Source organism: Streptosporangium sp. OZ121, from assembly GCF_051918885.1.
GTDB lineage: Bacteria > Actinomycetota > Actinomycetes > Streptosporangiales > Streptosporangiaceae > Streptosporangium.
The window spans coordinates 82,295-105,588 of sequence record NZ_JBPXMC010000029.1; the positions used below are offsets into that span (position 1 = coordinate 82,295).

Annotated in this window: 19 protein-coding genes and 2 pseudogenes; 6 read left to right on the forward strand and 15 right to left on the reverse strand. The window is 68.3% G+C overall.

Features of this window, described 5'->3' with window-relative positions:
• Positions 1-12: 12 nt before the first annotated feature.
• Positions 13-2,934 carry a Tn3 family transposase gene (locus ACTOQ1_RS35050; protein ID WP_440072272.1) on the reverse strand — a complete coding sequence of 974 codons (2,922 nt, stop codon included), beginning with the start codon at positions 2,932-2,934 and terminating at the stop codon, positions 13-15.
• A 90-nt stretch (positions 2,935-3,024) separates the two neighbouring features.
• Positions 3,025-3,225 carry a zinc finger domain-containing protein gene (locus ACTOQ1_RS35055; RefSeq protein ID WP_440072273.1) on the reverse strand — a complete coding sequence of 67 codons (201 nt, stop codon included), beginning with the start codon at positions 3,223-3,225 and terminating at the stop codon, positions 3,025-3,027.
• 239 nt (positions 3,226-3,464) lie between these two features.
• Between ACTOQ1_RS35055 and ACTOQ1_RS35060 the strand changes: the two genes are divergently transcribed.
• Positions 3,465-5,447, forward strand: a complete 1,983-nt coding sequence (locus ACTOQ1_RS35060; RefSeq protein ID WP_440072274.1) for a hypothetical protein — start codon at positions 3,465-3,467, stop codon at positions 5,445-5,447.
• A 423-nt stretch (positions 5,448-5,870) separates the two neighbouring features.
• Here ACTOQ1_RS35060 and ACTOQ1_RS35065 read toward each other — a convergent pair whose 3' ends face one another.
• The 9 genes from ACTOQ1_RS35065 to ACTOQ1_RS35105 form a co-directional block, all read right to left on the reverse strand.
• A complete protein-coding gene (locus ACTOQ1_RS35065) occupies positions 5,871-7,106 on the reverse strand; it encodes an iron-containing alcohol dehydrogenase (RefSeq protein ID WP_440072275.1) in 1,236 nt (411 codons plus the stop codon).
• Positions 7,099-7,605: an Ldh family oxidoreductase gene (locus ACTOQ1_RS35070; protein WP_440072276.1), complete on the reverse strand. Its 507-nt coding sequence runs from the start codon at positions 7,603-7,605 to the stop codon at positions 7,099-7,101. The genes ACTOQ1_RS35065 and ACTOQ1_RS35070 overlap by 8 nt, the downstream gene beginning before the upstream one ends.
• Complete coding sequence (locus tag ACTOQ1_RS35075) at positions 7,602-9,062, reverse strand: NAD-dependent succinate-semialdehyde dehydrogenase (protein ID WP_440072277.1); 1,461 nt, start codon at positions 9,060-9,062, stop codon at positions 7,602-7,604. The genes ACTOQ1_RS35070 and ACTOQ1_RS35075 overlap by 4 nt, the downstream gene beginning before the upstream one ends.
• Positions 9,063-9,138: 76 nt before the next feature.
• A complete protein-coding gene (locus ACTOQ1_RS35080) occupies positions 9,139-9,297 on the reverse strand; it encodes a hypothetical protein (protein ID WP_440072278.1) in 159 nt (52 codons plus the stop codon).
• 35 nt (positions 9,298-9,332) lie between these two features.
• Complete coding sequence (locus ACTOQ1_RS35085) at positions 9,333-10,409, reverse strand: ABC transporter ATP-binding protein (RefSeq protein ID WP_440072279.1); 1,077 nt, start codon at positions 10,407-10,409, stop codon at positions 9,333-9,335.
• Entirely contained in the window at positions 10,409-11,476 is a 1,068-nt protein-coding gene (locus ACTOQ1_RS35090) for an ABC transporter ATP-binding protein (RefSeq protein ID WP_440072280.1), read from the reverse strand. The genes ACTOQ1_RS35085 and ACTOQ1_RS35090 overlap by 1 nt, the downstream gene beginning before the upstream one ends.
• Positions 11,476-12,387 carry a carbohydrate ABC transporter permease gene (locus ACTOQ1_RS35095; protein WP_440072281.1) on the reverse strand — a complete coding sequence of 304 codons (912 nt, stop codon included), beginning with the start codon at positions 12,385-12,387 and terminating at the stop codon, positions 11,476-11,478. Before ACTOQ1_RS35095 ends, ACTOQ1_RS35090 begins: the two co-directional genes overlap by 1 nt.
• Positions 12,387-13,337 (reverse strand): carbohydrate ABC transporter permease, encoded by a 951-nt coding sequence (locus ACTOQ1_RS35100; protein ID WP_440072282.1) that lies wholly within the window; start codon positions 13,335-13,337, stop codon positions 12,387-12,389. The genes ACTOQ1_RS35095 and ACTOQ1_RS35100 overlap by 1 nt, the downstream gene beginning before the upstream one ends.
• Positions 13,334-14,707 carry an extracellular solute-binding protein gene (locus ACTOQ1_RS35105; RefSeq protein ID WP_440072283.1) on the reverse strand — a complete coding sequence of 458 codons (1,374 nt, stop codon included), beginning with the start codon at positions 14,705-14,707 and terminating at the stop codon, positions 13,334-13,336. Before ACTOQ1_RS35105 ends, ACTOQ1_RS35100 begins: the two co-directional genes overlap by 4 nt.
• Positions 14,708-15,148: 441 nt before the next feature.
• On the opposite strand from ACTOQ1_RS35105, the gene ACTOQ1_RS35110 reads away from it, so the two are divergent.
• The 3 genes from ACTOQ1_RS35110 (at position 15,149) to ACTOQ1_RS35120 (ending at position 17,395) form a co-directional block, all read left to right on the forward strand.
• Positions 15,149-15,892, forward strand: a complete 744-nt coding sequence (locus ACTOQ1_RS35110; protein ID WP_440072284.1) for a GntR family transcriptional regulator — start codon at positions 15,149-15,151, stop codon at positions 15,890-15,892.
• Between the two features lie 92 nt (positions 15,893-15,984).
• Entirely contained in the window at positions 15,985-16,554 is a 570-nt protein-coding gene (locus tag ACTOQ1_RS35115) for a DJ-1/PfpI family protein (protein ID WP_440072285.1), read from the forward strand.
• 19 nt (positions 16,555-16,573) lie between these two features.
• Positions 16,574-17,395, forward strand: coding sequence for an alpha/beta fold hydrolase (locus ACTOQ1_RS35120; protein WP_440072286.1), 822 nt, complete (start codon positions 16,574-16,576; stop codon positions 17,393-17,395).
• A gap of 50 nt (positions 17,396-17,445) precedes the next feature.
• Here ACTOQ1_RS35120 and ACTOQ1_RS35125 read toward each other — a convergent pair whose 3' ends face one another.
• Together ACTOQ1_RS35125 and ACTOQ1_RS35130 are read right to left on the reverse strand one after the other, a co-directional pair.
• Positions 17,446-17,613 (reverse strand): hypothetical protein, encoded by a 168-nt coding sequence (locus tag ACTOQ1_RS35125; protein ID WP_440072287.1) that lies wholly within the window; start codon positions 17,611-17,613, stop codon positions 17,446-17,448.
• A gap of 408 nt (positions 17,614-18,021) precedes the next feature.
• Complete coding sequence (locus tag ACTOQ1_RS35130) at positions 18,022-18,645, reverse strand: RICIN domain-containing protein (RefSeq protein ID WP_440072288.1); 624 nt, start codon at positions 18,643-18,645, stop codon at positions 18,022-18,024.
• Between the two features lie 338 nt (positions 18,646-18,983).
• Here ACTOQ1_RS35130 and ACTOQ1_RS35135 point away from each other — a divergent pair.
• Positions 18,984-19,396, forward strand: a pseudogene (locus ACTOQ1_RS35135) (IS30 family transposase); the annotation flags it as partial.
• Between the two features lies 1 nt (position 19,397).
• Positions 19,398-19,688 (forward strand): annotated as a pseudogene (locus ACTOQ1_RS35140) (transposase); the annotation flags it as partial.
• Positions 19,689-19,807: 119 nt separating this feature from the next.
• Here ACTOQ1_RS35140 and ACTOQ1_RS35145 read toward each other — a convergent pair.
• Positions 19,808-20,137, reverse strand: a complete 330-nt coding sequence (locus ACTOQ1_RS35145) for a hypothetical protein (protein WP_440072289.1) — start codon at positions 20,135-20,137, stop codon at positions 19,808-19,810.
• 152 nt (positions 20,138-20,289) lie between these two features.
• On the reverse strand, positions 20,290-23,133 hold the full coding sequence (locus ACTOQ1_RS35150) for an NACHT domain-containing protein (protein ID WP_440072290.1): 2,844 nt from the start codon (positions 23,131-23,133) through the stop codon (positions 20,290-20,292).
• Positions 23,134-23,294 lie beyond the last annotated feature (161 nt).

The window sequence follows — 23,294 nt, forward strand, 5'->3', positions numbered from 1 at the left end:
AGCGGGGATCGGTCAGGCAGCGAGGCCGAGGTCGAGGCGGCGGCCCATGTCGATGTCGATCGTGCCGTACAGGTTGGCGTTGGACCAGAACAGGGGCGATAGGCCGCGCTTGTCGGCGTCCGTCAGCCGCTGCTGCCAGATGGGGTCCTTGAGGACGGACTGGACGAGCAGGGTGTTGATGAATACCAGCGCGGACTGCAGCAGGTGCAGGCTGAGCATGGAGACCTCCTGGTGCTCCTTGTCGCTGCCGGGGATGGTGCCGGCGCTGCCGTAGAACAGGTCGATGTTGGCGGAGTTCCAATTCTCCACGACCTGCAGACCCTCGTGGATCTCGCGGCGCAGCTCTTGGGCGGCGACGTACTCGGCGACGAACACGCTCTTGACCGCCTTGCCGAGTTCCTCGATGGCCTTGTAGGTGGGGTGCTTGGGGCCGCCGCGGGTGAAGCGGCGCAGCACCTGCTCAGCCTCGGCCGTGCCCAACCTGAGCGCGGTGGCGTACTTGACCATCTGGTCGTACTGCTGGGCGATGATCTCCCAGTCAACCGGCTTGTCGGCCACCATGCCGGTCAGGCAGGACGGGACCTGGTCATCGGCGTCGGCCCTCACCAGCTTCTGGTGGGCGATCCTCTTCATTCGCGGCAGCAGCTTGAACCCCAGCAAGTAGGAGAACGCGAACCCCACCAGGGACTGGCCGTGACTGTCGGTGTACTGGCGGTCGATGGTGGCGTCGGTGCAGTGCCGCAGTACGCCCTCCATCATCGCGGCGACCTCGGAGGCGTTGCAGGATCGAAGCTGGGAGTAGACGCACACCGATTTACGGTCCACGTGCCAATAGATCATGACGCCGGGGCCGCCGTAGCGGGTGTGGTACTCGGTCATCATGTTCGACGACCATGACCCGAACTTCTTCGAATCCGACGCGCACGCGGTCCCGTTGCCCCACCACAGCGGGTCCCGCGTCCTTAGGGTGGCGTTGACCAGGGTCGCGATCGCCGCTCGCAGGTTGTCGCGGTTGACGAACAGGTGCCTGGTGGCGCGCAGCGCTGCCTCGGTCTCGCCGTGGCGGCCGCCGTCGGCGACCCGTTTGATCCCCACGTTCGTGCCGAGCGCGTACAGGACCAGCAGCAGCCGTTTGCGGATCACTTCCCGCGGGGTCGCCTCCCTGGTGGCGACCGTGGTGAACGCGTCGGTGAAGTCGGTGACGAAGTCCGACTCCTTCAAAAAGTCCAGCAGGTCGATGATCCCCCAACGGGCGGCGACCTCGGTGTGCAGCGCCCGTAGGTTCTCCGGGACCTTCAGCTTTCCCAGGTCGGGGATGTGCCAGCGCGGCTCGCCGCGGTGCGTCTTCACCTTCGTGCCGCCGGACTTGTTCCTGGCCACCGCCTGGCCGCAGGCCACCATCGAGGCGCGCATCGCCTCCTTCAACGTTTCGATGAACACGCTGCTGTCCAGCGGTTGACGCAGGGTCTCGTAATGGACGTCGCGGTTGTCCTCGAAATCGGTCGGCAAGTCCTCCTCGGGGTTGCGCCAGCGGCGGGCGCCAGCGACGTAGATCTCGCGGCGGCGCAGCGCGTCCTTCAACGACACGATCACGCACAGCTCGTAGGAGGCCCGCTCGATGATGCCGTCGCTGTCGACGACCGCTTCCAGCCAGCCGTCCGGCACTACCCCTTGGATGGGGACGTTCTCCGAGGCGTCGTAGTGGCGGGTGGTGTTCCGGATGTCGGCGTAGCGCTGCAGCAGATCCAGGGCGTCCATCACCGGCCGGTAGGCGGTGTTGTTGCACTTGAACTCGATCGCGGCCAGCAGCTTGGGCAGCATCCGCCGGTAGTAGGAGGTATAGGAACTGGTCAGCACCGTCCGGACCCGGGCCTTGTAGGCCCTGGCGTCCGCCTTCGCCTCCGCCACCAGCGCCCGCAGCGTGTTCTCCCCGCCCGGCACCGCCGGGAACACCACCTGCCGGACCGTACCCTCCGGTGCCCGCAGCGACGCCTCGGCGATCGAGAACAGCTTTTCGGTCTTGCGGTGCACCTTCCTGGCCTCGGCCTCGATCGCCCGCTCGACCTTTCGCTCCGCTCGAGTGTTGATCTTCGACACCAAGCCGATGAACAGATCGACCAGCGCGTCCGTGATCTCCGTCGTCCGCGACCACGCCAACGCGGCCACCAACGTCAACCGAACCGGCGGCTGGTTCGCCGCGAAGTCCGACGGGTGCGAGGCCATCGCCCGTGCCCGCCAGGAGGCCACCAGTCGATCCGAATACCCGCCGAACAGATCCACCGCCAGCCCCAGCGCCTTCGCCCGCCGCAGCTTGACGATCTCCTCCAGCAGCGTCTCCAGCCCCAGCCGCCCGGGGTCGGACTTCAGCTCCAACAGGAACCCATCCTCACTCGTGGCCAGCTCCCACAGCGACCGCGCCGAGTCCGCCGATAACCCGTTCAGCACATGCAGGCAGAACTCCCGCTCGAACCGCGCCCTGCCTGCACCCACGATCCGCTCCACCCGGCCAGGCGGCTCGATCTTTAACGTCCGGCAGCGCGCCAGTAGTGCCGCCCGCAACCCCTCGTCCGTGAACACCATCGGACAGATCTTGTCCGCCAGCCACTCGGCCAGCACATCCTCATCCGCTCGGGTTGACTCCCGGAACCCCAGCGCGTCCCGCACCTGGGCCCGGTGTCGCTCGATCGACCGGCCCGACCAGTCGTACTCCGCCAGCAACGCCGACTCGACCTTCACCTGGCCGGCCACATAGTCCACCGCAGCCTTGGGCAGCTCACCCACGTGCCGTGGGAACCGGCCCTCCTGCTCGAAGAACTTCAGCATCAGGCCGAACCCTAGACGGGTCGCCCCCGTCTTGTTCCCCACTAGCTCCCAGTCGCCGTCCAGCAGCGTCCACGACGCGATCAGCTCCTCCGGCTCCCACTCCCGTCGCACCCGAACCCGCCCTCCACCCGACCGTCTCCGACACCAACACGATCAAGCGGAAAATCCACCCAACCAGCCACATTCACCGCTCCGCAACGATCACGAACCGCAATCGTGACCCCTCACTCCGCTACCTGGCGGCTGGGGACATGTTCGGGAGCGGAGGGCCATGAAGCGCGGGGTGTGGTACTTCGGCGTGACCTTCCCGCCCCGCGTACGGCAGGCGCTCCCAGCCGGCGCCTTACACGTCGGACAGTCGGAGCCCTCGACCGCGGCCGCCGGATCGGCAAGATCGCTCATGTCGCGAAACCTGCCGCGCGCTGTTGTGAGAACACGGTTTTGCGAGAGGTTATGAGAACGACGACCAGGGATAAACCGGACACCATCCGGCGGGTCGGCGCGGCCTGTCAGAACTCCTCCATTTCTGCGAATCGCGCGCTGTGCGATCCAAGGGATGGGCCGGGCATGAAGGTTGCCAAGACAGGTGGTGACCTTGGAGGCTCTCCTTACCGACGCGTGCGACCTTCCAGGAGTGCCCTGTGATCATCGAGGATCTGTCCGAGCCGGAACTCGCCCTCTGGGAGGCGTTTCCCACAGCGCGTCCTGTGGATCTTCCTGGCACCCCCGTTCGGGCTGCGATCATCGCAAGGATGTTGCTCGGCGCCCGGGAACGCCTTGCAGGGCAGACGCCCGGCATGCACCTGTCCGGCGCCCGGATCGCGGGCCGATTGGACCTGTCGTACGCCGAGGTACAGCACCCTCTGATCTTGACCAAGTGCGAGTTCGAGGAAGCGCCGGTCTTCACCGGAGCCCGCACCGGCCTGGTGGACCTCGCGGCCTCCCAGGCGCCCGGACTGCAGGCCGTAGACGCTGTGATCGGCGGGGCGCTGCGCCTGGAAGGCTGCGAGATGGCCGGCCCGATCCAGCTCGCCGGGGCCCATGTGTCCGGGACACTGAATCTCAGCGGCGCAGCGATCCACGCACTTCAGGCGGTCCATGCCGACGGCCTGATCGTCGACCGTGATCTTCTGTGCGCGAACGCCGTCATCGACGGAGAGTTACGCGTTGTCGGCGCCAGGATAGGCGGGACGATGACCCTCGATGGCGCACGGGTCGGGCGGTCAGGCGGCTTCAGCCTCACCGCCGAGGGGGTCGTCATCGACGGCGGGTTGTCGTGTGCCCGCGGTTTCCGCTCCTGGGGGGAGCTGAGCGTGCAGGACGCCCGGATAGGGCGCCGGTGCGTCCTCAGCGGCGCCCAGCTGTCCAACCCGGACGGCATCGCCCTGAACGCGGAGAGGCTCGGTGTCGAGGGCGGACTGCGCATCGATGACGGCTTCTCGGCCGAAGGTGAAGTCCTTCTGCGCGGAGCCCGTGTGGCCGGTTCGCTCCGTTTCGCGCAGGCGCGCCTCGCCAATCCGGGAAGACGCGCGCTGAACGCGCCGCTGATGGAGATCGGCAGCGGACTGCGGCTCACACCAGGTTTTGTGGCGAACGGAGAGGTCTTTCTGGACTCCACCCAGGTCCGCGGATCGGTCAACCTCGACGGCGGGATGTTGTCCAACCCGGGTGCGACGGCGCTTTCCCTGCGTCGGCTGGGGGTCACGGGCAGGCTCAGCTGCAGCGAAGGCTTCCGTGCCGACGGGGAGATCGTGCTCACCAACGCCCGGATCGAGGGCAGCATGGAGTTTCACGGTGCCGCCCTCGGTAATCCCGGCGGGCGGGTTCTGTCCCTGTGGGAGGTGATCGCGGGCGGGGGCATCGACTGCTGCGAAGGCTTCGCGGCCACGGGAGACGTCTCGATCAGGAACTCCCAGATCGCCGCCACACTGTGCCTTGCGGAGACCACCATCGACGGTGACCTTCACCTTCGTGGTGTAGATGCGGCTTCGCTGAAGATCGGGCCCCAGACGAAACTGCTGCGGGCCGTCGACCTTCGCCACAGCCGGGTCGGCGTGCTCGATGACGCTCCCAGCCGGTGGCCTGCTCACGTCCTGATGAACGGCTTCACCTATGACAGCCTGGAGGCGCCCCTGCCTGTCCGGGAGCGACTTGACTGGCTGGCCAGGGAGGCCTACCAGCCTCAACCCTATGAGCAGTTGGCCGCCGTCTACCGCCGGCAGGGTCACGATGAGGCTGCTCGCGACGTGCTGCTGGCCAAACAGCGTCGCCGCCGCTCGGGGCAGCGGCTCGGGGCGCGGCTGTGGGGATATGTGCAGGACTGGACCGTCGGGTACGGCTACCGGCCCTTCCGCGCTGCGCTCTGGCTCGCAGCCCTTCTCCTCATCGGCACGGTCGTTTTCACCGCCCACCAGCCACCGGCCTTCAAGCCAGGCGAGGCTCCCCCCTTCAACGCCTTCCTCTACACCCTGGACCTGCTCCTCCCGATCATCAGCTTCGGACAGGAGAGCTCCTTCGGCCCGCGCGGCGCACAACAGTGGCTCGCCGCGGCGATGATCACTGCAGGGTGGATCCTCGCAACGACCGTCCTGGCAGGCCTCACTCGCGCACTCTCGCGCCAATAACGCGACCAGAAGCGGCCACCTTGACGCCCTCTCAGCAGCCACTGACAGGGTGATCTACCTAGGAGCTGGGGCCACGGTCAGCGCAGCACCCTCGTCTCCGTCGTCACCCAGAGTCACTTCGCCCCGGGTGACGCGGACCCGAGTGGGAGGCCGCATGAGCAGGCACGTCATGGCCCTCAACCATGGCAAACAGCCGTCGTCACCGAATCGTCGTCAAGATCGACTCTTTAGCGCCAAAGTCCGGTCCGATCCTCCACGGAGGCCGAACATCACCTTCTTCGGTTCCATCGAGGTCGACATCGAAGGCGAGCCGGCCCAGCTCGGACCCACGGGGTACCGGCCGTTGCGCGTGTTGAGGCGGAGCCGACAATCCCGATGCCCAGGGTGGGGCAGGGACCTCGTCGTCATGTGAAAGGCCCGTCACTATCTCTGCTCCGGAGTCAGGACGTGTCGGGTCCGGTCCCCGATCCAGGCCGCTTCGAGGATCGCGGTCAGGCTGGCGGTGTCGGTCGGGCCTGGATGGTTCTGGATCAAGCGGGTGACGCCACCGGCCATCTCCGCGAAGCGCGGGAGGTCGGCGCGTGCCACGCCGATGTCCGCCAAGGTGGCGGGGATGCCGATGTCGGCAAGGAGCCCGTCGAGCCAGGTGAGGAACGTATCTGCGGCCTCGGCGTCCGAGGCGTCGGTCACGTCGAGCCCGCACACTCCGGCGAGGATGGCCAACCGGTCGCCGATGGCATCCCTGGCCGCGTCCAGCGCGTAGGGCAGCAGCAGCCCGACGCCCAGGCCGTGCGGTGTGTGGGTGGCTGCGCCGATGGGGTACTGGAGGGCGTGCGGAGCCGCGTTGCCCGCGTGGGAGAACGCGAGCCCGGCCAGCATGGACCCGTAGGACATGTCCGCGCGCGCGTCCTTGTCGCCTCCGTCCCTGACGACACGGGGCAAGCTGCGGGCGATCCGCTCCGCGGCCAGGAGCGCGTAGTGATCGGTGATCGGGTTGCGGCCGAGGAAGACCTGCTCCACCGGGTCGCGCGGTCCGTGGGCCCGGGGTCGCGCGGTGTAGCTCTCCACCGCGTGACAAAACGCGTCGATGCCGGAGTGGGCGGTGACGGTCGCAGGGCAGGTGTAGGTGAGCTCGGGGTCGACGATGGCGAAGTCGGGCACGATGTGGACGCTGGAGACCCCCACCTTCAGCTCGCGGTCCGGGTCGGTCAACACCGAGACGGGCGTGAGCTCGGAGCCGGTGCCTGACGTCGTCGGGACCGCGACGAGAGGAATCGTCGGCCCCGGCACCTTCGACTCGCCGTAGAAGTCGCGCGGCGTCCCACCGTGGCACCGGATGACGCCGACGATTTTGGCGAGGTCGATCACCGTGCCACCCCCGATGGCGAGGATCACGTCGGCGTCCACCTCTGCGGCGACCGAGACGGCCAGGGCGACATCGGCGAGCGGCACGTCCGGAGTCGCGTCGGCGAACACCCCGACGACTTCGACCTTCTCCCGCACGGCGGCCACGATCTCGGCCACGCCCGGCTGCCCCAGAAGAACCCGGTCGGTCACGATGAGGACTCGCGAGCCGCACTCGGCCACCACTCGTGGGATGTTCTGCGCGACCCCTTCGCCCACTATCAGCTGGCGTGGTCCGCGGACGGTCTCAAGCATGTCGGTGCCCCTCTGGAACGTCGGCGGTGATTTGCCGGGCGGACGTCCAGGTCACCTGCGAGACCGGGACGGCGTCGGCAAGGTTGGCTGCCGGGTGGCGCAGGCGCGCGCCGGGCTCCCGGACTCGGTCGTGCCCGGGCGCCCTCGGGTCCATCGCGATGAAGACCTCGCCCTTGGTGGGCGGGTCGGTCGGGTCGAGGGTCCCGCGGACATCGTCGCCGAAGGCGGTACGAGTCAGTCGGGTCAAAATCGCGACCGGCACCTCGATCATGAGCCCGAGGGCGTGGCCTTCGGGACCGCCGAAAGGGCCGATCGCCCCGTCCACCGCCGCGGCCGCGTCTGTGGCGCGCACACCGGCGGAGTCGACGGCGTCCCCGGGTGCCGGCGGATTCGTGCCGGCCACGGCCCGGGTCCCGCCCCACGGGTGGAGGCCGGTCAGGTCATGTGTGCGCAGGGCGCGGTGATCCTCGGCGGGCACCCGGAGCAGCGGGCCGGTCACGGTAGGTCGATCGCCGCGTAGGTGACGTCGAGGTACTCAAGGATGCCCTCGTGCGACCCCTCCTTGCCGATCCCGGACTGCTTCACGCCTCCGAACGGAGCCGACGGGTCCGAGATCAGGCCACGGTTGATGCCGACCATCCCCGTCTCCAGCCCCTCGGTGAACCGGAGCGCCCGCTGGAGGTCACGGGTGAAGACGTATCCGGCCAGGCCGTGCTCGGTGTCGTTGGCCTTCGCCATCACCTCGTCGTCGGACGTGAACGAGATGATCGGCGCCACCGGGCCGAAGATCTCCGCCTCCAGCATCCGCGCGTCCTCGGGCACGTCGACGAGGACCGTGGGCGGGTAGAAGTGGCCAGGCCCATCCGGGCGCTCGCCGCCCACCAAGACACGGGCGCCGCGATTGACCGCGTCGGCGACGAGCTCGTCGATCTTGGTGACCGAGGCCTCGTCGATCAACGCCCCGACGTCCACGCCGTCGTCGAGACCATGGCCCACCGAGAGCGCGCCCATCCGCTCGGCGAAGCGCGCCGTGAACTCCTCGCGCACCGGCTCCTCGACGTAGATTCGGTTGGCCGCGATGCAGGACTCCCCGATGTTGCGCATCTTGGCCACCATGGCACCGTCGAGCGCGACGTCCAGGTCCGCGTCGGCACACACGATCAAGGCCGCGTTGCCGCCCAGTTCCATGGAGGTGCGCAGCACGTTGTCCGCCGCCTGTCGTAGCAGCACGCGCCCGACCTCGGTCGACCCGGTGAACGAAAGCTTGCGGGTCCGGCGGTCGGCCAGCAGTGCTGAGACCACCTCGCCGGCGCGCTTGGTCGTCACGACGTTGACGACGCCCGGGGGAACGCCGACCTCCTCCATGATGCGGGCCAGGAACAGCATGGTGAGTGGCGTCTGGGCCGCCGGCTTGGTGATCGTCGTGCAGCCCGCCGCCAGCGCAGGAGCGATCTTGCGGGCACCCATGGCCAACGGAAAGTTCCAGGGCGTCACGAAGACGCACGGTCCGACCGGCTTCGGCACCGTGAGGATGCGATATCCACCGGCGGGAGCGGTGTTGTAGCGCCCCTCGACGCGCACCGCCTCCTCGGCGAACCAGCGGAAGAACTCGGCGCCGTAGGCCACCTCTCCCCGAGCCTCGGCGAGCGGCTTGCCCATCTCGAGCGTTATCAGCCGGGCGACCTCCTCGGATCGCTCGGTCAGTGCCCGGTACGTCGCGGTCAACAACTCCGACCGTTTTCGCGGCGGGGTCGCCGCCCACTCCGCCATCGCCTTGCTCGCCACGTCCAGAGCGGCGAGCCCGTCAACGACGCCGGCGTCCGCCACCTCGGCGATGGTCTTGCCGGTGGCCGGGTCCTCGACGACGAAGGTGGCTCCGCCGGCGGCGTCGCGCCAGGCGTCGCCGATCCGGAGCCGCCGGTGCTCGGGGGCCAGGACGTTCATCGGGTCACTCATCGCGTCGCCTCCTGTGATGTTCTTGGTGATGTCCGGCGTGACCTCGGCGATCGCGCCACGCGCGTTGACGAACGGGTCACACGACCTCGTCGGGGTCGAGGTTGCCGAGCGGGTCGAACGTGGCCCTGGCTGCAGGGTGACGCCCCGCGCCACCGATCGCCTTCTCGGGCCGTGGCTGCTTCAGCGTCGTCAGGCCGTGCTCACCGGTGACGGTCCGCCGAGGCTCGATCGCCACGTGCGGGCGCATGGTGACGTCGCCGCCCTGCGCGGTTACCTCCCGGCCTCGGACAGCGCCAGCCCGGTGCCCGCGTCGAACAGGTGCGCACGGTCCAGGTCGACCGTGACATGCAGCCGCTCGCCCGGCGTACCGGTGACGGTGGGTCGTGCCTTGACCTTGAGGATCTTCGTCCCCACTTGGACGTCGACCACCGTTCGGTCACCGAGCGGCTCAAGGCCGTAGAGCTCACCCGGCAACGACGCGTTCCCACGCTGCTCGACGGACAGGTCCTCCGCGCGCAGGCCCAGCAGCAGCGGACGACCGTCCTCAGCCGTGGTCCAGCGGGGCCGCGGCAGCGTCCAGCCTTCCGCACCGACCAGAAGATCCCCCTCGGCGTGGCAGGCGAGCAGGCTGATCGGCGGGCTCCCGACGAATCCCGCGACCCACTGGTTGGCCGGCCGCTCGTACACCTCGGCCGGCGTTCCGACCTGTTGCACCTTCCCCTCCTTGAGGACCGCGACCTGGTCGGCCATGGACAGGGCCTCGACCTGGTCGTTGGTCACGTAGACGAAGGTTCCTCCGAGGCTCCGGTGGATGCGGGTGAGCTCGGTGCGCATCTCGACGCGGAGCTTGAGGTCGAGGTTGGTCAGCGGCTCGTCCATGAGGAACGCGCGCGGGCGACGGACCAGTGCCCGGGCCAGGGCGACACGCTGCATCTCACCGCCCGACATCTGCGCGGGACGACGCTGCAGCAGGCGTTCGATGTGCAGCAGGTTCGACATCTTCTCGACGGCGGCGGCGATCTCGCTGGAAGACCAGCGGCGTGCCCGCAGCGGCGAGGCGATGTTCTCGTACGCCGTGAGTCGCGGGTAGAGGGCGTAGCTCTGGAAGACCATGGCCAGGTCGCGTGCGGCCGGGGTGTCGCCGGTCGCGTCCCTCCCGTCCAGGTGCACCGACCCGGCGTCGAGCTTCTCAAGGCCGGCGATCGCTCGCAGCGTCGTCGTCTTGCCTGCCCCGGAGGGCCCGAGCACGACGAAGAACGAGCCGTCCGGCACGTCCAGCGTCACCCCGTCGAGGGCCTGGACTTTACCGAAGGACTTGGACAGCCCGTGCACTGCCACGGTTCCCATCAGGCCACCAGCTCTTCCGTGCTCGCGTCGTAGACGGGCGGGGGCCCGCCGGTGTGCCGCAGCCCGACCGGCGCGTCGGCAGCGAAACGGACAGTCAGTGGCATCCGAACCCGTACGTCGCGCCGGTCGCCGTGGTCGACCACGTAGATGATCTCGTCGCCCAGCCACTCCGCCGAGACCACGCGGGCCGGGACCGAACGTTCCGCCCCCGGTTCCGTGACTTCCAGCGCCTCCGGCCGGACGCCTGCGACCAGGGAACGGTCGCGCGGCAGGCCTGGCGGTGGCGTGAGGGCCAGTCCGCTCTTACTGCGCAGTTGCCCGTCGGCCAGCTCCACCTCGATCAGGTTCATCGGCGGGGAGCCGATGAACGCGGCGCAGAAGAGACTCGCCGGACGGTCGTAGACTTCCAGCGGCGTGCCGATCTGCTCGACGCGGCCCTTGTTGAGGATGGCGATCCTGTGACCGAGCGACATCGCCTCGACCTGGTCGTGGGTGACGTAGACCATCGTCGTCCCCAGCTCCCCCTGCAGGTGCTTGATCTCCGTGCGCATGTCCGCCCTCAGCTCCGCGTCCAGGTTGGTGAGGGGTTCGTCCATGAGGAACGCGCGCGGTCGTCGCACCAGGGCGCGAGCGAGCGCGACGCGCTGCTGCTCCCCGCCGGACAGCCGGTGCGGTCGCCGGTCCAGGAGCGGACCGAGCCGCATCAGCCGGGCGGCCTCGTCGACCCGCTCCTGCACCTCCTGCTTGGGCAGTCCTTCGGCCCGCAGGGGAAACGCCAGGTTGTCGCGGGTTCTCAGATGGGGATAGAGAGCGTAGAACTGGAACACCATGGCGATGTCGCGCTCGGCGGGCGGCAGGTCGTTGACCAGCGTGTCGCCGATGCGGATGTCGCCCGTCGTCTGCCTCTCCAGGCCGGCGACGGCCCGCAGCGTGGTCGTCTTGCCGCAGCCCGAAGGGCCGAGCATCACGAACAGCTCGCCGTCGGCGATGGACAGGTCCACGTGCTCGACCGCGACCGTCCCGTCCGGGTAGCGCTTGTGCAGCGCGGTCACCTCGATGCCCGCCATCAGCGTCGCACCGCCCCGAGCGTCACACCGGCGACGAGGTGCTTGCGCACCAGGTAGGCGAAGACGAGCACCGGTAGGGCGAACACTATGGAGGCGGCGGCCACGAGACCCCAGTCCACAGTGGTTCCGCCGATGAGGCCGGCGATGGCGGGTGGAGCCGTCCGCACGGCGTCGCTGGAGGTGAGGAAGATGGCGAACACGAACTCGTTCCACGAGAAGATGAGGGCGAAGACCGCCGTCGCGGCGATGCCGGGCAGGAGCAGGGGAAGGGTGAATTTCCAGAACGCCTGCAGGCGGGTGTAGCCGTCGAGCATGGCGGCGTCCTCGTACTCCGCGGGCACCTCGTCGACGAACCCCTTCATCATCCAGATCGTGAACGGGACGTTGAACGCGGTGTAGATGAGGATCAGGCCGAGCTTGGTGTCGAAGAGTCCGACCTGGCGGTACATGAGGAAGATCGGGATCACGACCACCACGGGCGGCATGAACCGGGTGGACAGGATGAAGAACAGCTGGTCCTTCTTGGCCTTCACGGCGAAGCGTGAGTAGGCCCAGGCCGCCGGGACCCCCAGCACGGTGGCCAGCGCCGTGGAGACCCCGGCGACCACGACGGAGTTGAGGAACGCGCCGGACAAGGTCGAGGGACCGCCACCGGAGGCGACGAACACGTCCTTGAAATGGTCCAATGTGACCGTGAAGTCGAAGAACTTGGCCGGGATGGCGTAGACGTCCCGGTTCTCCTTGATGGACGTCTCGATCATCCACAGCACCGGGAAGAGCATCACGGCGGCCAGCACGGCCAGCAGCGCGACCTCCAGCACGGCGCGTCCCCGGCCGCCGAAGCGGCGCCCTGGGGGCCGGTGATCCCGGACAGGGCCTGGGGACACGGCCTCGTCGACGGAGACGGCCATCAGTCCTCCTTGAGCTTGTTCAGGTAGCGCATGTAGAGCTGCGCGAGGACGATGACGACGAGGACCATGAGGATCCCGTACGCCGAGGCGGTTCCGGTGTTGAAGCCCAGGAACGCGACCTTGTAGACGTGGAACGACAACGTCTCGGTGGAGACCCCCGGACCTCCGCTGGTGAGGATGTAGACGAGGTCGAACAGCCGGAAGGCCTCGATGGCCCTGAACAGCACGGCGATGAGGAGCAGCGGCCACACCAGCGGAAGAGTGATGGTGCGGAACCGGAACCACTCGGACGCCCGGTCGATCGAGGCGGCCTCGTACAGGTACTTGGGGACCGCGGTAAGGCCCGCGAGTGCGATGAGCATGATGAACGGCGTCCACTGCCAGGTGTCGACCACGATCAGGGAGATCAACGCCGTGTTCTGCCGGGTGAGCCACTCCACCTGCCCCAGGCCGAGCGAGCCGAGCATGCTGTTGATCACGCCGAACTGCGCGTCGAGCATGAATCGCCAGAACAGCCCGACCACGACCGGCGACAGCATCATCGGAACCAGGAACAGCGTGGTCAGCAGTCCTCGCCCGTGCGTGCGCCGTGAGATCAGGTAGGCGATGGAGAAACCGAGCACGGTCTGCAGGGTGACCGCGCCGACCACGTAGATCAACGTCGTGAAGGCCCTCAGGTGGACCTGCGCCGACGTCAGGATGGCGGTGAAGTTCTCGAACCAGACGAAAGTGGCGGGCCCCCCGCGGGTGGCCGAGTAGTCGGTGAACGACAGGTACAACGCCCACAGCAGCGGGAACACCGACATCGCGAGCAACAGCAGCAACGCGGGGGAGATGAAGGCCACCGTGAGCCAGCGGTCGCTCAGGTGGCGGGACCGCCCCGGTGCAGGAGGCGTCGCGGACGCCTCCTGCACCGGGTGGTCCGTCGTCAGAGAGACGGGGTCACTCACAGTCCGCCGCCGCCCTTGCGGCCGGCGGAGTCGAGCACGCCCTGCTGTTCCTTGGCGATGTCGTCGAGCGCCTCCTTCGGGTTCTTCGCGCCGTTGAGAGCCGCGTTCACGTTGGTGTTCTCGATGTCGATGAGGCGCGCGTACTCGGGCACGTTCCACATGTCCCGCATCCGGGTAACCGAGTCGGCGTACACCTGGTTGAACGGCCCGGCATTGAGGAACTCGGGCGACGCCAGGGCGTCCGTACGCGCGGGCACACCACCGGCGGCCGCCCACTTCTTCTGGATGTCAGCCTGCTCGAACCACTTCATGAAGTTCAGGGCCTCCGCCTGCTTCTCCGCGGAGGAGTAGGCCGACACGTGCATCCCCATGCCGCCGAGCGGCACCAGGTCCGTCTTCTGCTTCGGCAGGGTGGCAAAGCCCAGCTTCTCGAGGATCTCCTCCCGCGTGGTGCCGAGCGTCGACTCCTTCGGGTCGAGCAGGCCGCCGCTCGCGGCGATCCAGTTGAACGCGATGCACGCCTTGCCCTGGGCGACCGCCGCGTTCACCTCGTCGATGAACCAGTTGCCGGAGCCCGCGGCGGTCAGCGGCTTCATCTTGTTGACCAGGACGTCCATCGCCTCCTGGCCCGCGGCGTCGTTGATGACGCCCTCGATCTTGCGCGTCTTGGAGTCCCAGAGTTTGCCGCCGTAGACGCCGTTGACCGTGTTGTAGGTCACGGCCGCGGCGTCGGAGCCGTTGGCCTGGTGGAAGGCCAGCCCGCTGACGCCGGGGTTGTCCGCCTGGCACTTCTCGGCGGCTGCGATCATCTCGTCCCAGGTCTGCGGCGGCTTGTCGCCGATCAGGTCCTTGCGGTAGATCATCGTCCAGGTGTCGCCGAGCAGCGGCAGTCCGTACAGGCTGGCGTTCTCGTCGCGCTGCCCGGTCTCCGCCTGGGGGTACTGGCCGTAGGCCGCCAGGAGGTACGGGTTGTAGGCGCTGACGTCGATGTTCTTCTTGACGAAGTCGGTGATGTCGAGGATGTTGCCGTTCGTCACGGCCTCGCCGATGTGCTGCGAGTCCAGGATCGGGATGTCGAAGTCGGTCTTGCGTGCCGCGAACTGGGTGAACATCGCGTCGTGCCAGTTCGCGTTCGGCACGGTGTTGACCTTGATGGTCACGTTCGACCGCTCCTTGGTGTACTCCGCGTTCGCGAAGTCCTCCAGAGCTTTGGCGGGGGGCCACTCGAACCAGATGAAGCTGAGGGTCAGCGGGTCCTTGGTGAGCTCCGGGATGTCCGCCGGCGCCTTGGGGGCGCTCGCCTCGTCCTGGCCGCCGCCGCAAGCCGCCACGGTCGTGGCCACCAACATGGCCGCCGTCGCCAGCCGCACCTTTCGACCGGGAACGGACAGTCGTCCTACTCGCTGTGGATACCGCATCTTCTTGCCTGCTTTCTGGGGGGTGGACCTCTGGAGCCCTGCTGCGTGCTTCGCCGAGCAGTTGCCGGGTTGTTCAGGCGTGTTGCCGGCTGTCGCAGGGGCTGACCCGCAGACCGGCGTCACGAGTACGCCGCGACGTGATGGGGCTTAAAGCAGTCGAGAGGTCCTTCGGTCCTTGTGGGGCCCGGTGGCGAACCGGGTAGGACGTCGAGCATGCTCATGGGAGCTCCAACTGATCGAAGCGGAGCGATGGCGGGCGGTTCCCCGATGGATGAAGGATGGCTGGCATCCGCCACCTTTCCTATACGATCCGAGTGGGGGCGTCAACATCCCGCAGCGTTGCGACCGATGTCAACAGGTTCCCGAAGACGCAAGAAAGGACCTCACGTCACGATGGACGACGAAGCGGTGATCGCGCGGCGCCGTGGGGCCACGACGGGCGGAAGGCCGCCGGGAAGATCTCGCGGCCGGCTTGCCGACGAGGTGTACGACACGCTGCTCGGACAGCTGATGTCGCTACGGATCGAGCCTGGCTCCCGCGTCACGATCGACGTCCTGGCGCGAGAGCTGGGGGTCTCGCAGACGCCGATCCGAGACGCTCTGAACCGCATGGAGGCCGAGGGCCTGGTCGTGCGTGTGCCCCATGCCGGCTATCGCATCCCCCCCCAGATCACCCGTGACCGATTCGAGGACATGCTTGAGATCCGCCTGCTCCTCGAGCCGGCGGCGGCGCGCAGATCCGCCGAACGCGCATCCTCGAAGCAGGTGGCCGGTCTGCGACGAATGCTGGAGGAGATGGCGGAGCTGGAGGGGGGCGACGGGCCCATGGCCTATGGCGCCTTCGGGCTGCGCGACGCCGCTTTTCACGATCTCGTCGCCCTGAGCGCGGAGAACCAGGTCATCCGCGAAGCGCTCGCCCGCCTGCACACGCACGTGCACCTGTTCCGGCTTCTCCACGACACCCAGGTCACTCACCTGGCCATGGCCGAGCACGAGGAAGTTCTGGCCGCGATCGCCGCGCGTGACCCCGACGCCGCCGCCTACGCCATGCGTCGGCACATCCTGCTGTCCGGCGAGCGGTTCCGGCGATTGTTCGACGAGGCCCAGGGCGCGGAGGGAATGGCGGTAGAGGCTTGACGGGCGGGCTGGGCCGAGGAATGCTAACTCAATCGGATCGGATCGGATCGGATTGGATCCACTTCATCCGCCCCAGATGCGAGGAGAAGCAGGTGCCCAGAGCGCTGCTCCTGACCGGCGACGCCGCCGAGGAGCTCGACACCATGTATCCCTACTATCGCGTGCAGGAGGGCGGCTGGGACGTCGACGTCTCGTCACGGACGATGCGTGACGTTCAGCTGGTCATCCACGAGTTCGACCCCAACTCCGACGCCTACGTGGAGAAGAACGGCCGAAAGCTGCCGGTCGACGTGCCCTGGGCCGAGGTCGACGTCGAGCGCTATGACGCCCTCATCATCCCTGGGGGACGTGCCCCCGAGTGGATCCGGGTCGACCCCGACGTCAGGCGCATCACCGAGCACTTCTTCGCACGCGACCTCCCGATCGCGCTGGTGTGCCACGGCGCGCAGGTGCCGGCCGTGTACGGGCTGCTGAAGGGCCGGAAGACGGCGTGCTTCCCTCCCATCACCGGTGACATGGAGAACGCGGGCGCGACGGTCATCGACGCTCCCGACGTCGTGGACGGCAACCTCGTCTCCTGCCGGGGGTGGCCCGACATGCCGCAATTCGGCAGGGCGATGATGGAGCTCTTCTCGAAGTCCGTCAACTCCGCATCGGCATGAGCACACCGGACCTGTCTCGGTGACGGCACTTCGGACCGTCACAGTCGACGGCTCCCCCGTCCACGTCCTGGAGAGCGGCACCGGGCCAGCGGTGCTGATGCTGCACGGCTCCGGACCCGGTACGACCGGATCCGGCGCCTGGGCGGCGACGGCACAGGCGCTGGGCACGTCCTGGCACCTGGTGGCTCCCGACCAGGCGGGGTTCGGCCGTACACCGATCCCGGCGGGCTCCAGGGGCGGGCTCCGGCTGTGGACGGAGCAGGCCGCGGGCCTGATGGACGCTCTCGGTGTCGAGCACTACGCCGTGGTGGGCCACTCCATGGGCGGTGCCGTGGCGCTGGCGTTGGCGGCCGCGCGTCCCCAGCAGGTCACCCGTGTCGTGGCGGTCTCGACGATGGGCGCCCCCGGGGCGCCGCTGTCCGCCGAGCTCGACGCGGTCTGGGCCGCCCCCGCCGGCCCGCTCGGGGCACGAGACATGTTGAGTCGCCTCGTCCTCGACCAGGCGCTGGTGACCGAGACGGCCGTCGCCGCCCGTGCAGCTGCGATGCGAGCGGGGGCGGCCGCATTCGCGTCGTTGTTCCCTCCACCCAGGGCACGTTGGGCCGACGAGCTCACCCTCTCGGCGCGAACGCTGGCAGGGGTCCGCGCGCCCGTGCTGCTCGTCCACGGCGCCGAGGACCGGGTCACCCCGCTCGGGACGGCAGCCCTGCCCCTGCTCGAACACCTGGCCGATGTCCGTCTGCACGTGCTCGGCCGATGCGGGCACGTGCCGGCGCTCGAGCACCCGCACGACTTCAGGCGACTCCTGTCGTGCTTCCTCGGCCGGGAACGAGGTCACTGATTCGGGGTTGAGGAACCTGCGGACAGCCGTTGGCGGTACCCGCGAGTAACTTAGCTGGACGCTTCGGCAGGGCCCTCGGCCGGGCGAAACCCCTCGGTGACGCCTTCGGTCCGCACCGGCAGTCCGGCCTCGGTGAGGATGTGCCGCTGCCGCAGCAGGGACTGGGTGGCGGTGCAGGAGCGGGAGTAGACGATCCGCACCGGCGGCTCCTTGGACATGAGGGACGGGAGCCCCTTCTGTCCGTCGGGAAATCCTGTCGTTGATTCGGGCTCGAAAACACCTGCTGGCAGCGGTGTCTTATGCCGCGAAGTCTGATTTTCCGGGCCGCAGGGAGCCGGGTCGGCGGGGTGTCGGGAAATCGTCCAATCCCGACACCCCCGCGGGCGCCTCAGGCAGGAAGCCCTGCACTGAACATCAAAGGCTCCGCCGTTCCGCCTGCCGCGTAAGCCGGTGTTAGGCCGGAGGATGGATAGGGACGTTCGCCTCTATCCGGCCTATGCCCGCACCCGCCACCCTGGTCAAAGCCTGGTGGTCTGGACGTGGTCGGGGATCCATGACCCCGACCACGTCCAGACCACTACGTCCAGTGCTTAGCGCAGCTACCGGCCAGCAGAGTCCCGGAGTCGCTATTCCCAGCTAACGCCGACCTGCTGCAAGCGCCACAGCTGGTTATTGCCGGATCCGGGCCCGCCGCAGGTGCCCTGAATGACGTTGGCGCCGTGCTCAAGGCGAGCGTTGGCCACGTCCAGACACTTTCCACTGTGACGGGCGCGGATGCGGGCGGTGCCGTCGGTCTTCACGTACTCGATGCGCCATTGCTGGTTGTAGGCGGCCGGCCCGCCGCAGACGCCTTGAATGACGTTCGCGCCGTGTTTGGTGCTGGCATAGGCGACATCGAGGCACAGGCCGCTGTGCCGGGCGATGAGGCGGATGTGATTGCCGGAGGCGTCGCGGTCGGTGATGCGCCACTGCTGGTTGTAGCCGCTGCCGCGGGGAGCGCAGGTGCCCTGGATGACGTTGGCGGCGTGCCCAGTTTTGGCGTACGCCACGTCCAGACACCTTCCGCTGTGCTGAGCCACGACCTGGTACCAGTACACCGGACCGGCCGACGACGCTGACGTCACCGCCGAGGCGGGCACGCAGAGCGTGCCCGCCAGCAGACCGGCTGACGCAACGGCTACGGCGAGTCGTCTACCACTCATGGCCTCTCCTGCGCTTCCTCGATGACACGGGCCGAACTCCCTTACCATCACCGGCCCAGGCACGATCGGTCATGAGTAACCCCATACTCGGATTTGGCCCGCCGGTAAGAATCGCGCCACACGGCCCAAACGAGTGGCGTCGCCGCAGGTCACGGTGTGCGACTGTGCCACCCAGTGAGGGCCGGTTTTCGGTCCGGGCGTCCGGGGACGAGTCAGGCGCGCTACCGCTCGACAACACTGGATCGGGCGATTCCGCAGGTCGCGTTACTCGCTAACGGCTTTATGTCAAGCCGCCCGGTTACGCACCGTCGCCTTGGGCCGTGGGGCTCGATTCTTACCAGCAGTCCTACTTTGGGGCTGGGGACATCTTCGGGAGCGGAGGGCCGACCAAGAACGGGCCGCCGCTGGCCGGGTATGGCGCCGAGACGATGAAGACCGCCCTCGCCGCCGCCATCGGCGCCCTGCCCGAGCAATTGCGCCGGTCACTGACCTGGGACCGAGGAAGGAGCTGTCAGCACATGCTCAGTTCACGATCGAGACGGGCGTCCCGGTCTTCTTCGCCGACCCTCACAGCCCTTGGCAGCGCGCTACGAACGAGAACACGAACGGCCTACTGCGCCAGTACTTCCCGAAGGGTACCGACTTGTCCCGCTGGAGCGCCGACGACATCGCTGCTGTCGCAGCGGCGCTCAACGCCCGCCCCCGCAAGAGCCTCGGCTGGAGGACCCCCGCCGAGGCCTTCAACGATCATCTAAACTCGCTGCTGAGCAGCAGTGTTGCGACGACCCCTTGGACCTAAGCAGTACACCTCGGCCGAGTTCGCCAGAGTCTGCGCCGAGTTCGGCGTGCGCCAGTGCATGGGAGCGGTCGGCTCGAGCGCCGACAACGCCGCAGCGGAGGCGTTCAACGCCACCCTGAAACGCGAGACGCTGCAAGGCGCCAAAGGCTGGTCCTCGGCGCGTGAGGCACGCCTGGCGGTCTTCAAGTGGATCACTCGCTACAACACCCGCAGGAGACATTCCACCATCGGCTACCTCAGCCCCATCGACTACGAGCAGCAGACCATCGATAGGGTGCTGCTCGCCGCATGACAACCGGTGTCCACACTTCGGGGCGAGCCCCCCCTATCGCCTCGCCCAGACCCGCGCACGAGCCCAACGCAACGCGAGCTGAACCCACCTGTTCCGTTTCGTCTCGCTCCACCTACTGATCAGGGCATCGGCAGGTCGACCCGGCGTCCAAGCCCGAACTCTTCCGCCTCATCGTCAGTGATCATGGCGAAGGCACCTGCGGGAACTCCATCAAGAGTCGCCACGCGAGACGCAGCAGCCAAAAGGGCACTTTCGTCGGCCCCGGTGACGAAGAAGACGTAAACGTCTTCGAACGATTCGCCATCGTCGAAGACCTCGACCTCACCTTGCTGCTCCAACGCGAACAAGAACTCCTCGATCTCGTCGATCCACGGGAACTGATACTCGGTTTTGGCAAGGCCCGGCGCTTCGCGCAGCGGGACGTGGATCTCGACAACGGTGGTGGCCATGTTCTCATCGTGCCTAAAGATCAACGGGATCGTCGACGAGGCGGCGGGACGATCTTTGGACGCGTCAGGTCGCTGGGATTGTGTCAGGTACGGCGAGACGCAGTAACCGGTTCCCACCCGCCCGCCGAACCAGACTGACATGGTGCCCGAACTCATGGACATTTCCGGGCCCCTCGATCACCAACTGGTGCCCGAACCCGTCTACAAACGGTGCCGCTTCCCAATGGCATAGCTAACCGTACGAGGTGATCGTGCAGAGCTGCGTGGCGGAACTGGTAGACCGGGCCGACGGTGCGCAGGAGTCCCAGCCGGTGGGCGTCGTCGAGGAACGTGATCAGGTCGGCGGGGACCTTGCCCGTCCGCTTCAGGTGACGGATGGTGATTTTCTCCGCCAGCCAGGCGTGGTGGTCCCCGGCCGTGAGGCCGACGAGAAGCCCGGCGACCGGCCCGAGGATGATGCTCGCGAAGGCAAACTCGACGCCGAACGCGAGCCACCCCGCGAGCGCGACCGCCACGGTGGTGGAGAGGACCCGCAGCAGGGTAAGGCGCCTGTCGGCCCGCCAGCTCGACAGGGGCGTCGCCGCCGCCGCGCCGGACGCGGGCTGTTCTGCCCAGGTCACCAGCCCGGAGACGAGAAGGACGGCCGGGCCGAACACGAGGCCGAACCTGAGGCCGAACGCCAGGTGTTCGACGAGGTCGTTCACCAATATGTCGGTCATCAGCGGGGAGACGTATGCCGTGCCGAGGCCGGCCACGGGGCCGATCACAAGGCCCGCCAGGAGCCCCGACCCCAGATTGCCGCCCAGGCCACGGATGAGGCCCGCGACGCGTCCGCGCACGTTGAGATCCGCGTACCCGGGTGCCTGGGTGAACCACTGCCGGGTCGCGAGCATGATGACGAGCCCGGCCGCGAGGCCGAACCAGCCGGAGAGCCCGGCCCAGACCACCAGATATTCCGCGACATCCCAGATGGCCCAGCTTCTGGGGAGGGATCCGGCCAATGCCGCCACCAAAGGGTCGGCGATCCCGATGGCGAGGGCGAAGGTGAGGATCCGGGCCAGGCTCACCCGCGCCACCAGCCCGGCCACGACCATGATTCCCAGCCGGGAGGCGAGGGATGCCTCAGGCGGCAGCGCGGGGCCCAGCTGGATCGCGACGGCGATGAGGCACCCGAGGACGAGCCCGAACGCCAGGTCGGTTCCGATACGCACGGTGAGACGGGCGGTTTGCCCGCTGAAGGTGGCCCATCGTCTCATCGCGATTCCCGCCATGATCCCGAGCCAGCCCGCGAGCCCGCTCATCGAGATGAGCAGGTACGAGTCCGCCGAGCTCACCGGTGTGACAGCGAAGGCGAAAGCGACCCCGAACCCCGTTCCTGCAATCAGCCCGAACACCAGGCCGAACACGAGGTCGGCTCCGATGCGACCGGTGAGGGCGCGAAGGACGAATCGGCGGGCCGCGAGACCGGCGGCCATCCCGGCCGTGCAGGTGGCCACCAGCCAGCCCGCGAGCCCACCGAAAAGGAGCGATGTGGGCTCCGTGAATGGATCCTGGAATGGCGGAAGGGTGAGTGCCAGGCCCGCCGCGAGCGCGGACAGCAGGGCGAACGCGAAGCCGCCGGCGAATCCGGTCCGCAAGGCCGTCCGCCAGCGCTCCGCCGGGGTCTGCGCCTGCTGGGCCAGCATCCACCAGGCCAGGTCGCGGGTGCCGTGAGCGTGCAGCACCCGGGCCAGGAAAGCCAAGTGGTCGCGGGCGCGGTCGGGATGCCAAGCGCGGCGGGGGCGGAAGGGTTCGGCCGGGTCGGTCGTGGGTGGCCGGGCGGCGATCACCGTACCGATCAGCCTGTCCAGGAGATGGGCGCGCAGCCGGTCAGGGTCGTGGCCGAGCGGGCCGGTCAGTGGGGCGGGGTCGGCGCCGGGGGCGATGTAGACCGTACGGATCAGCCACACGCCCATCGGAGTCGCGGCGAGTTCGGTCAGACCGGGCAGGGCGTGGCCGCGCAGGGCGGTCAGGACGTCCTGCCAGGCGGCCGAAGGGGCGGCCGGAAAGCAGGTGGCCAGGTATCCGGCGGCGACCTGAGGGGTGAGGAGAGTGGGGGTGATGACAGCGGCGGCGTTCAACGGCCGTCCGGCCGCATGGACCGCAGCCGCGAACTCCGCGGTGCGGCTGGTGAGGATGAGCTGGTCGCGGGCAGTCAGTGAGGCGTTGAGCGCCTCGATGACCCGAGCCCGGGCCGCTTCCGGGATCTCGTCGAGGCCGTCCAGGATGAGGAGGATGTGACCGCCCTCGGCGAGCGCAGCGGCGGCGTCGGGGCCGAGGTCGGCGGCGGCCAGGGCCGGGTAGTCCTGGACCAGCCGTACCGCGATCCAGTCGTGCACCCGGGGGTGCGCGTCGGTGTCCCAGCCGGAGACCGGGAACAGCACCGGCACCGGCACGACCTCTCCCGCTCTCTCCTTATCGGCCGCGCGGCTCGCCAGCAGTTGCAGGAGCAGTTGGATCGCCAGGGTTGTCTTGCCCATCCCCGCGCCACCGGTGATGACCAGGCGCCGCCGCTTCAGCGCCCGAAAGGCGGCGCCCAGGCAGGCCATGTCGTCACCTCGGCCGGTTAGGGCCGGTTCACCGTCGTCGGTGATGAGGCTGGGGAGGCTCATCACCGTCGCGTCGGTGGTCAGCCGCCAGTGCACCGGGATCGGCTGGGGGTCGTCCAGCAGGCGGTGCCGGGCTTCCAGCCGCCACTGCCGCTCCACCAGACCGGCCAGCACTCCGGCGGCGGCGGGGAGGTCGGTGGTGCCCGGGACCGCTCGGCGCCGGGCCCAGATCGCCACCGCACAGATCGCGGTCGCGCCCGCGAAGACGACCGTGACGACGTCGGCGAGGTTGACCTCGGCGGTGGGGATCAGCGCCCAGGCCCGCCCCACCGCGACCGTCAACGCGCCGATGGCGAGGACGGTCAGCACGGCGATCGAGATCCGCCAGACGGGCCTGGGTCTTTTCACTCCGATATCGTCGCGAATCCGGTGCTGTCCGTCAGCCGATGCACACCAATCGTGATCAGAGTCGCCAGACGCGGACCGTGCCGTCGCCGCCGCTGGAGACGGCCACCGGGGTGCGATGACCGACAACGTGCAAAAGCGAAAACCGACTGGTTCGAAACTGC

Excerpts from the sequence above, each read along its gene's own strand:
- ACTOQ1_RS35090 (WP_440072280.1), bottom strand. The coding sequence starts at position 11,476 with ATGGCGGGCATCGAGGTGACCGCGCTGCACAAGCGCTACCCGGACGGG.
- ACTOQ1_RS35110 (WP_440072284.1), top strand. The coding sequence starts at position 15,149 with ATGGACGACGAAGCGGTGATCGCGCGGCGCCGTGGGGCCACGACGGGC.
- ACTOQ1_RS35075 (WP_440072277.1), bottom strand. The coding sequence starts at position 9,062 with ATGAGTGACCCGATGAACGTCCTGGCCCCCGAGCACCGGCGGCTCCGG.
- ACTOQ1_RS35095 (WP_440072281.1), bottom strand. The coding sequence starts at position 12,387 with ATGGCCGTCTCCGTCGACGAGGCCGTGTCCCCAGGCCCTGTCCGGGAT.
- ACTOQ1_RS35085 (WP_440072279.1), bottom strand. The coding sequence starts at position 10,409 with ATGGGAACCGTGGCAGTGCACGGGCTGTCCAAGTCCTTCGGTAAAGTC.
- ACTOQ1_RS35145 (WP_440072289.1), bottom strand. The coding sequence starts at position 20,137 with ATGGCCACCACCGTTGTCGAGATCCACGTCCCGCTGCGCGAAGCGCCG.
- ACTOQ1_RS35065 (WP_440072275.1), bottom strand. The coding sequence starts at position 7,106 with ATGCTTGAGACCGTCCGCGGACCACGCCAGCTGATAGTGGGCGAAGGG.
- ACTOQ1_RS35055 (WP_440072273.1), bottom strand. The coding sequence starts at position 3,225 with ATGAGCGATCTTGCCGATCCGGCGGCCGCGGTCGAGGGCTCCGACTGT.
- ACTOQ1_RS35125 (WP_440072287.1), bottom strand. The coding sequence starts at position 17,613 with ATGTCCAAGGAGCCGCCGGTGCGGATCGTCTACTCCCGCTCCTGCACC.
- ACTOQ1_RS35130 (WP_440072288.1), bottom strand. The coding sequence starts at position 18,645 with ATGGTAAGGGAGTTCGGCCCGTGTCATCGAGGAAGCGCAGGAGAGGCC.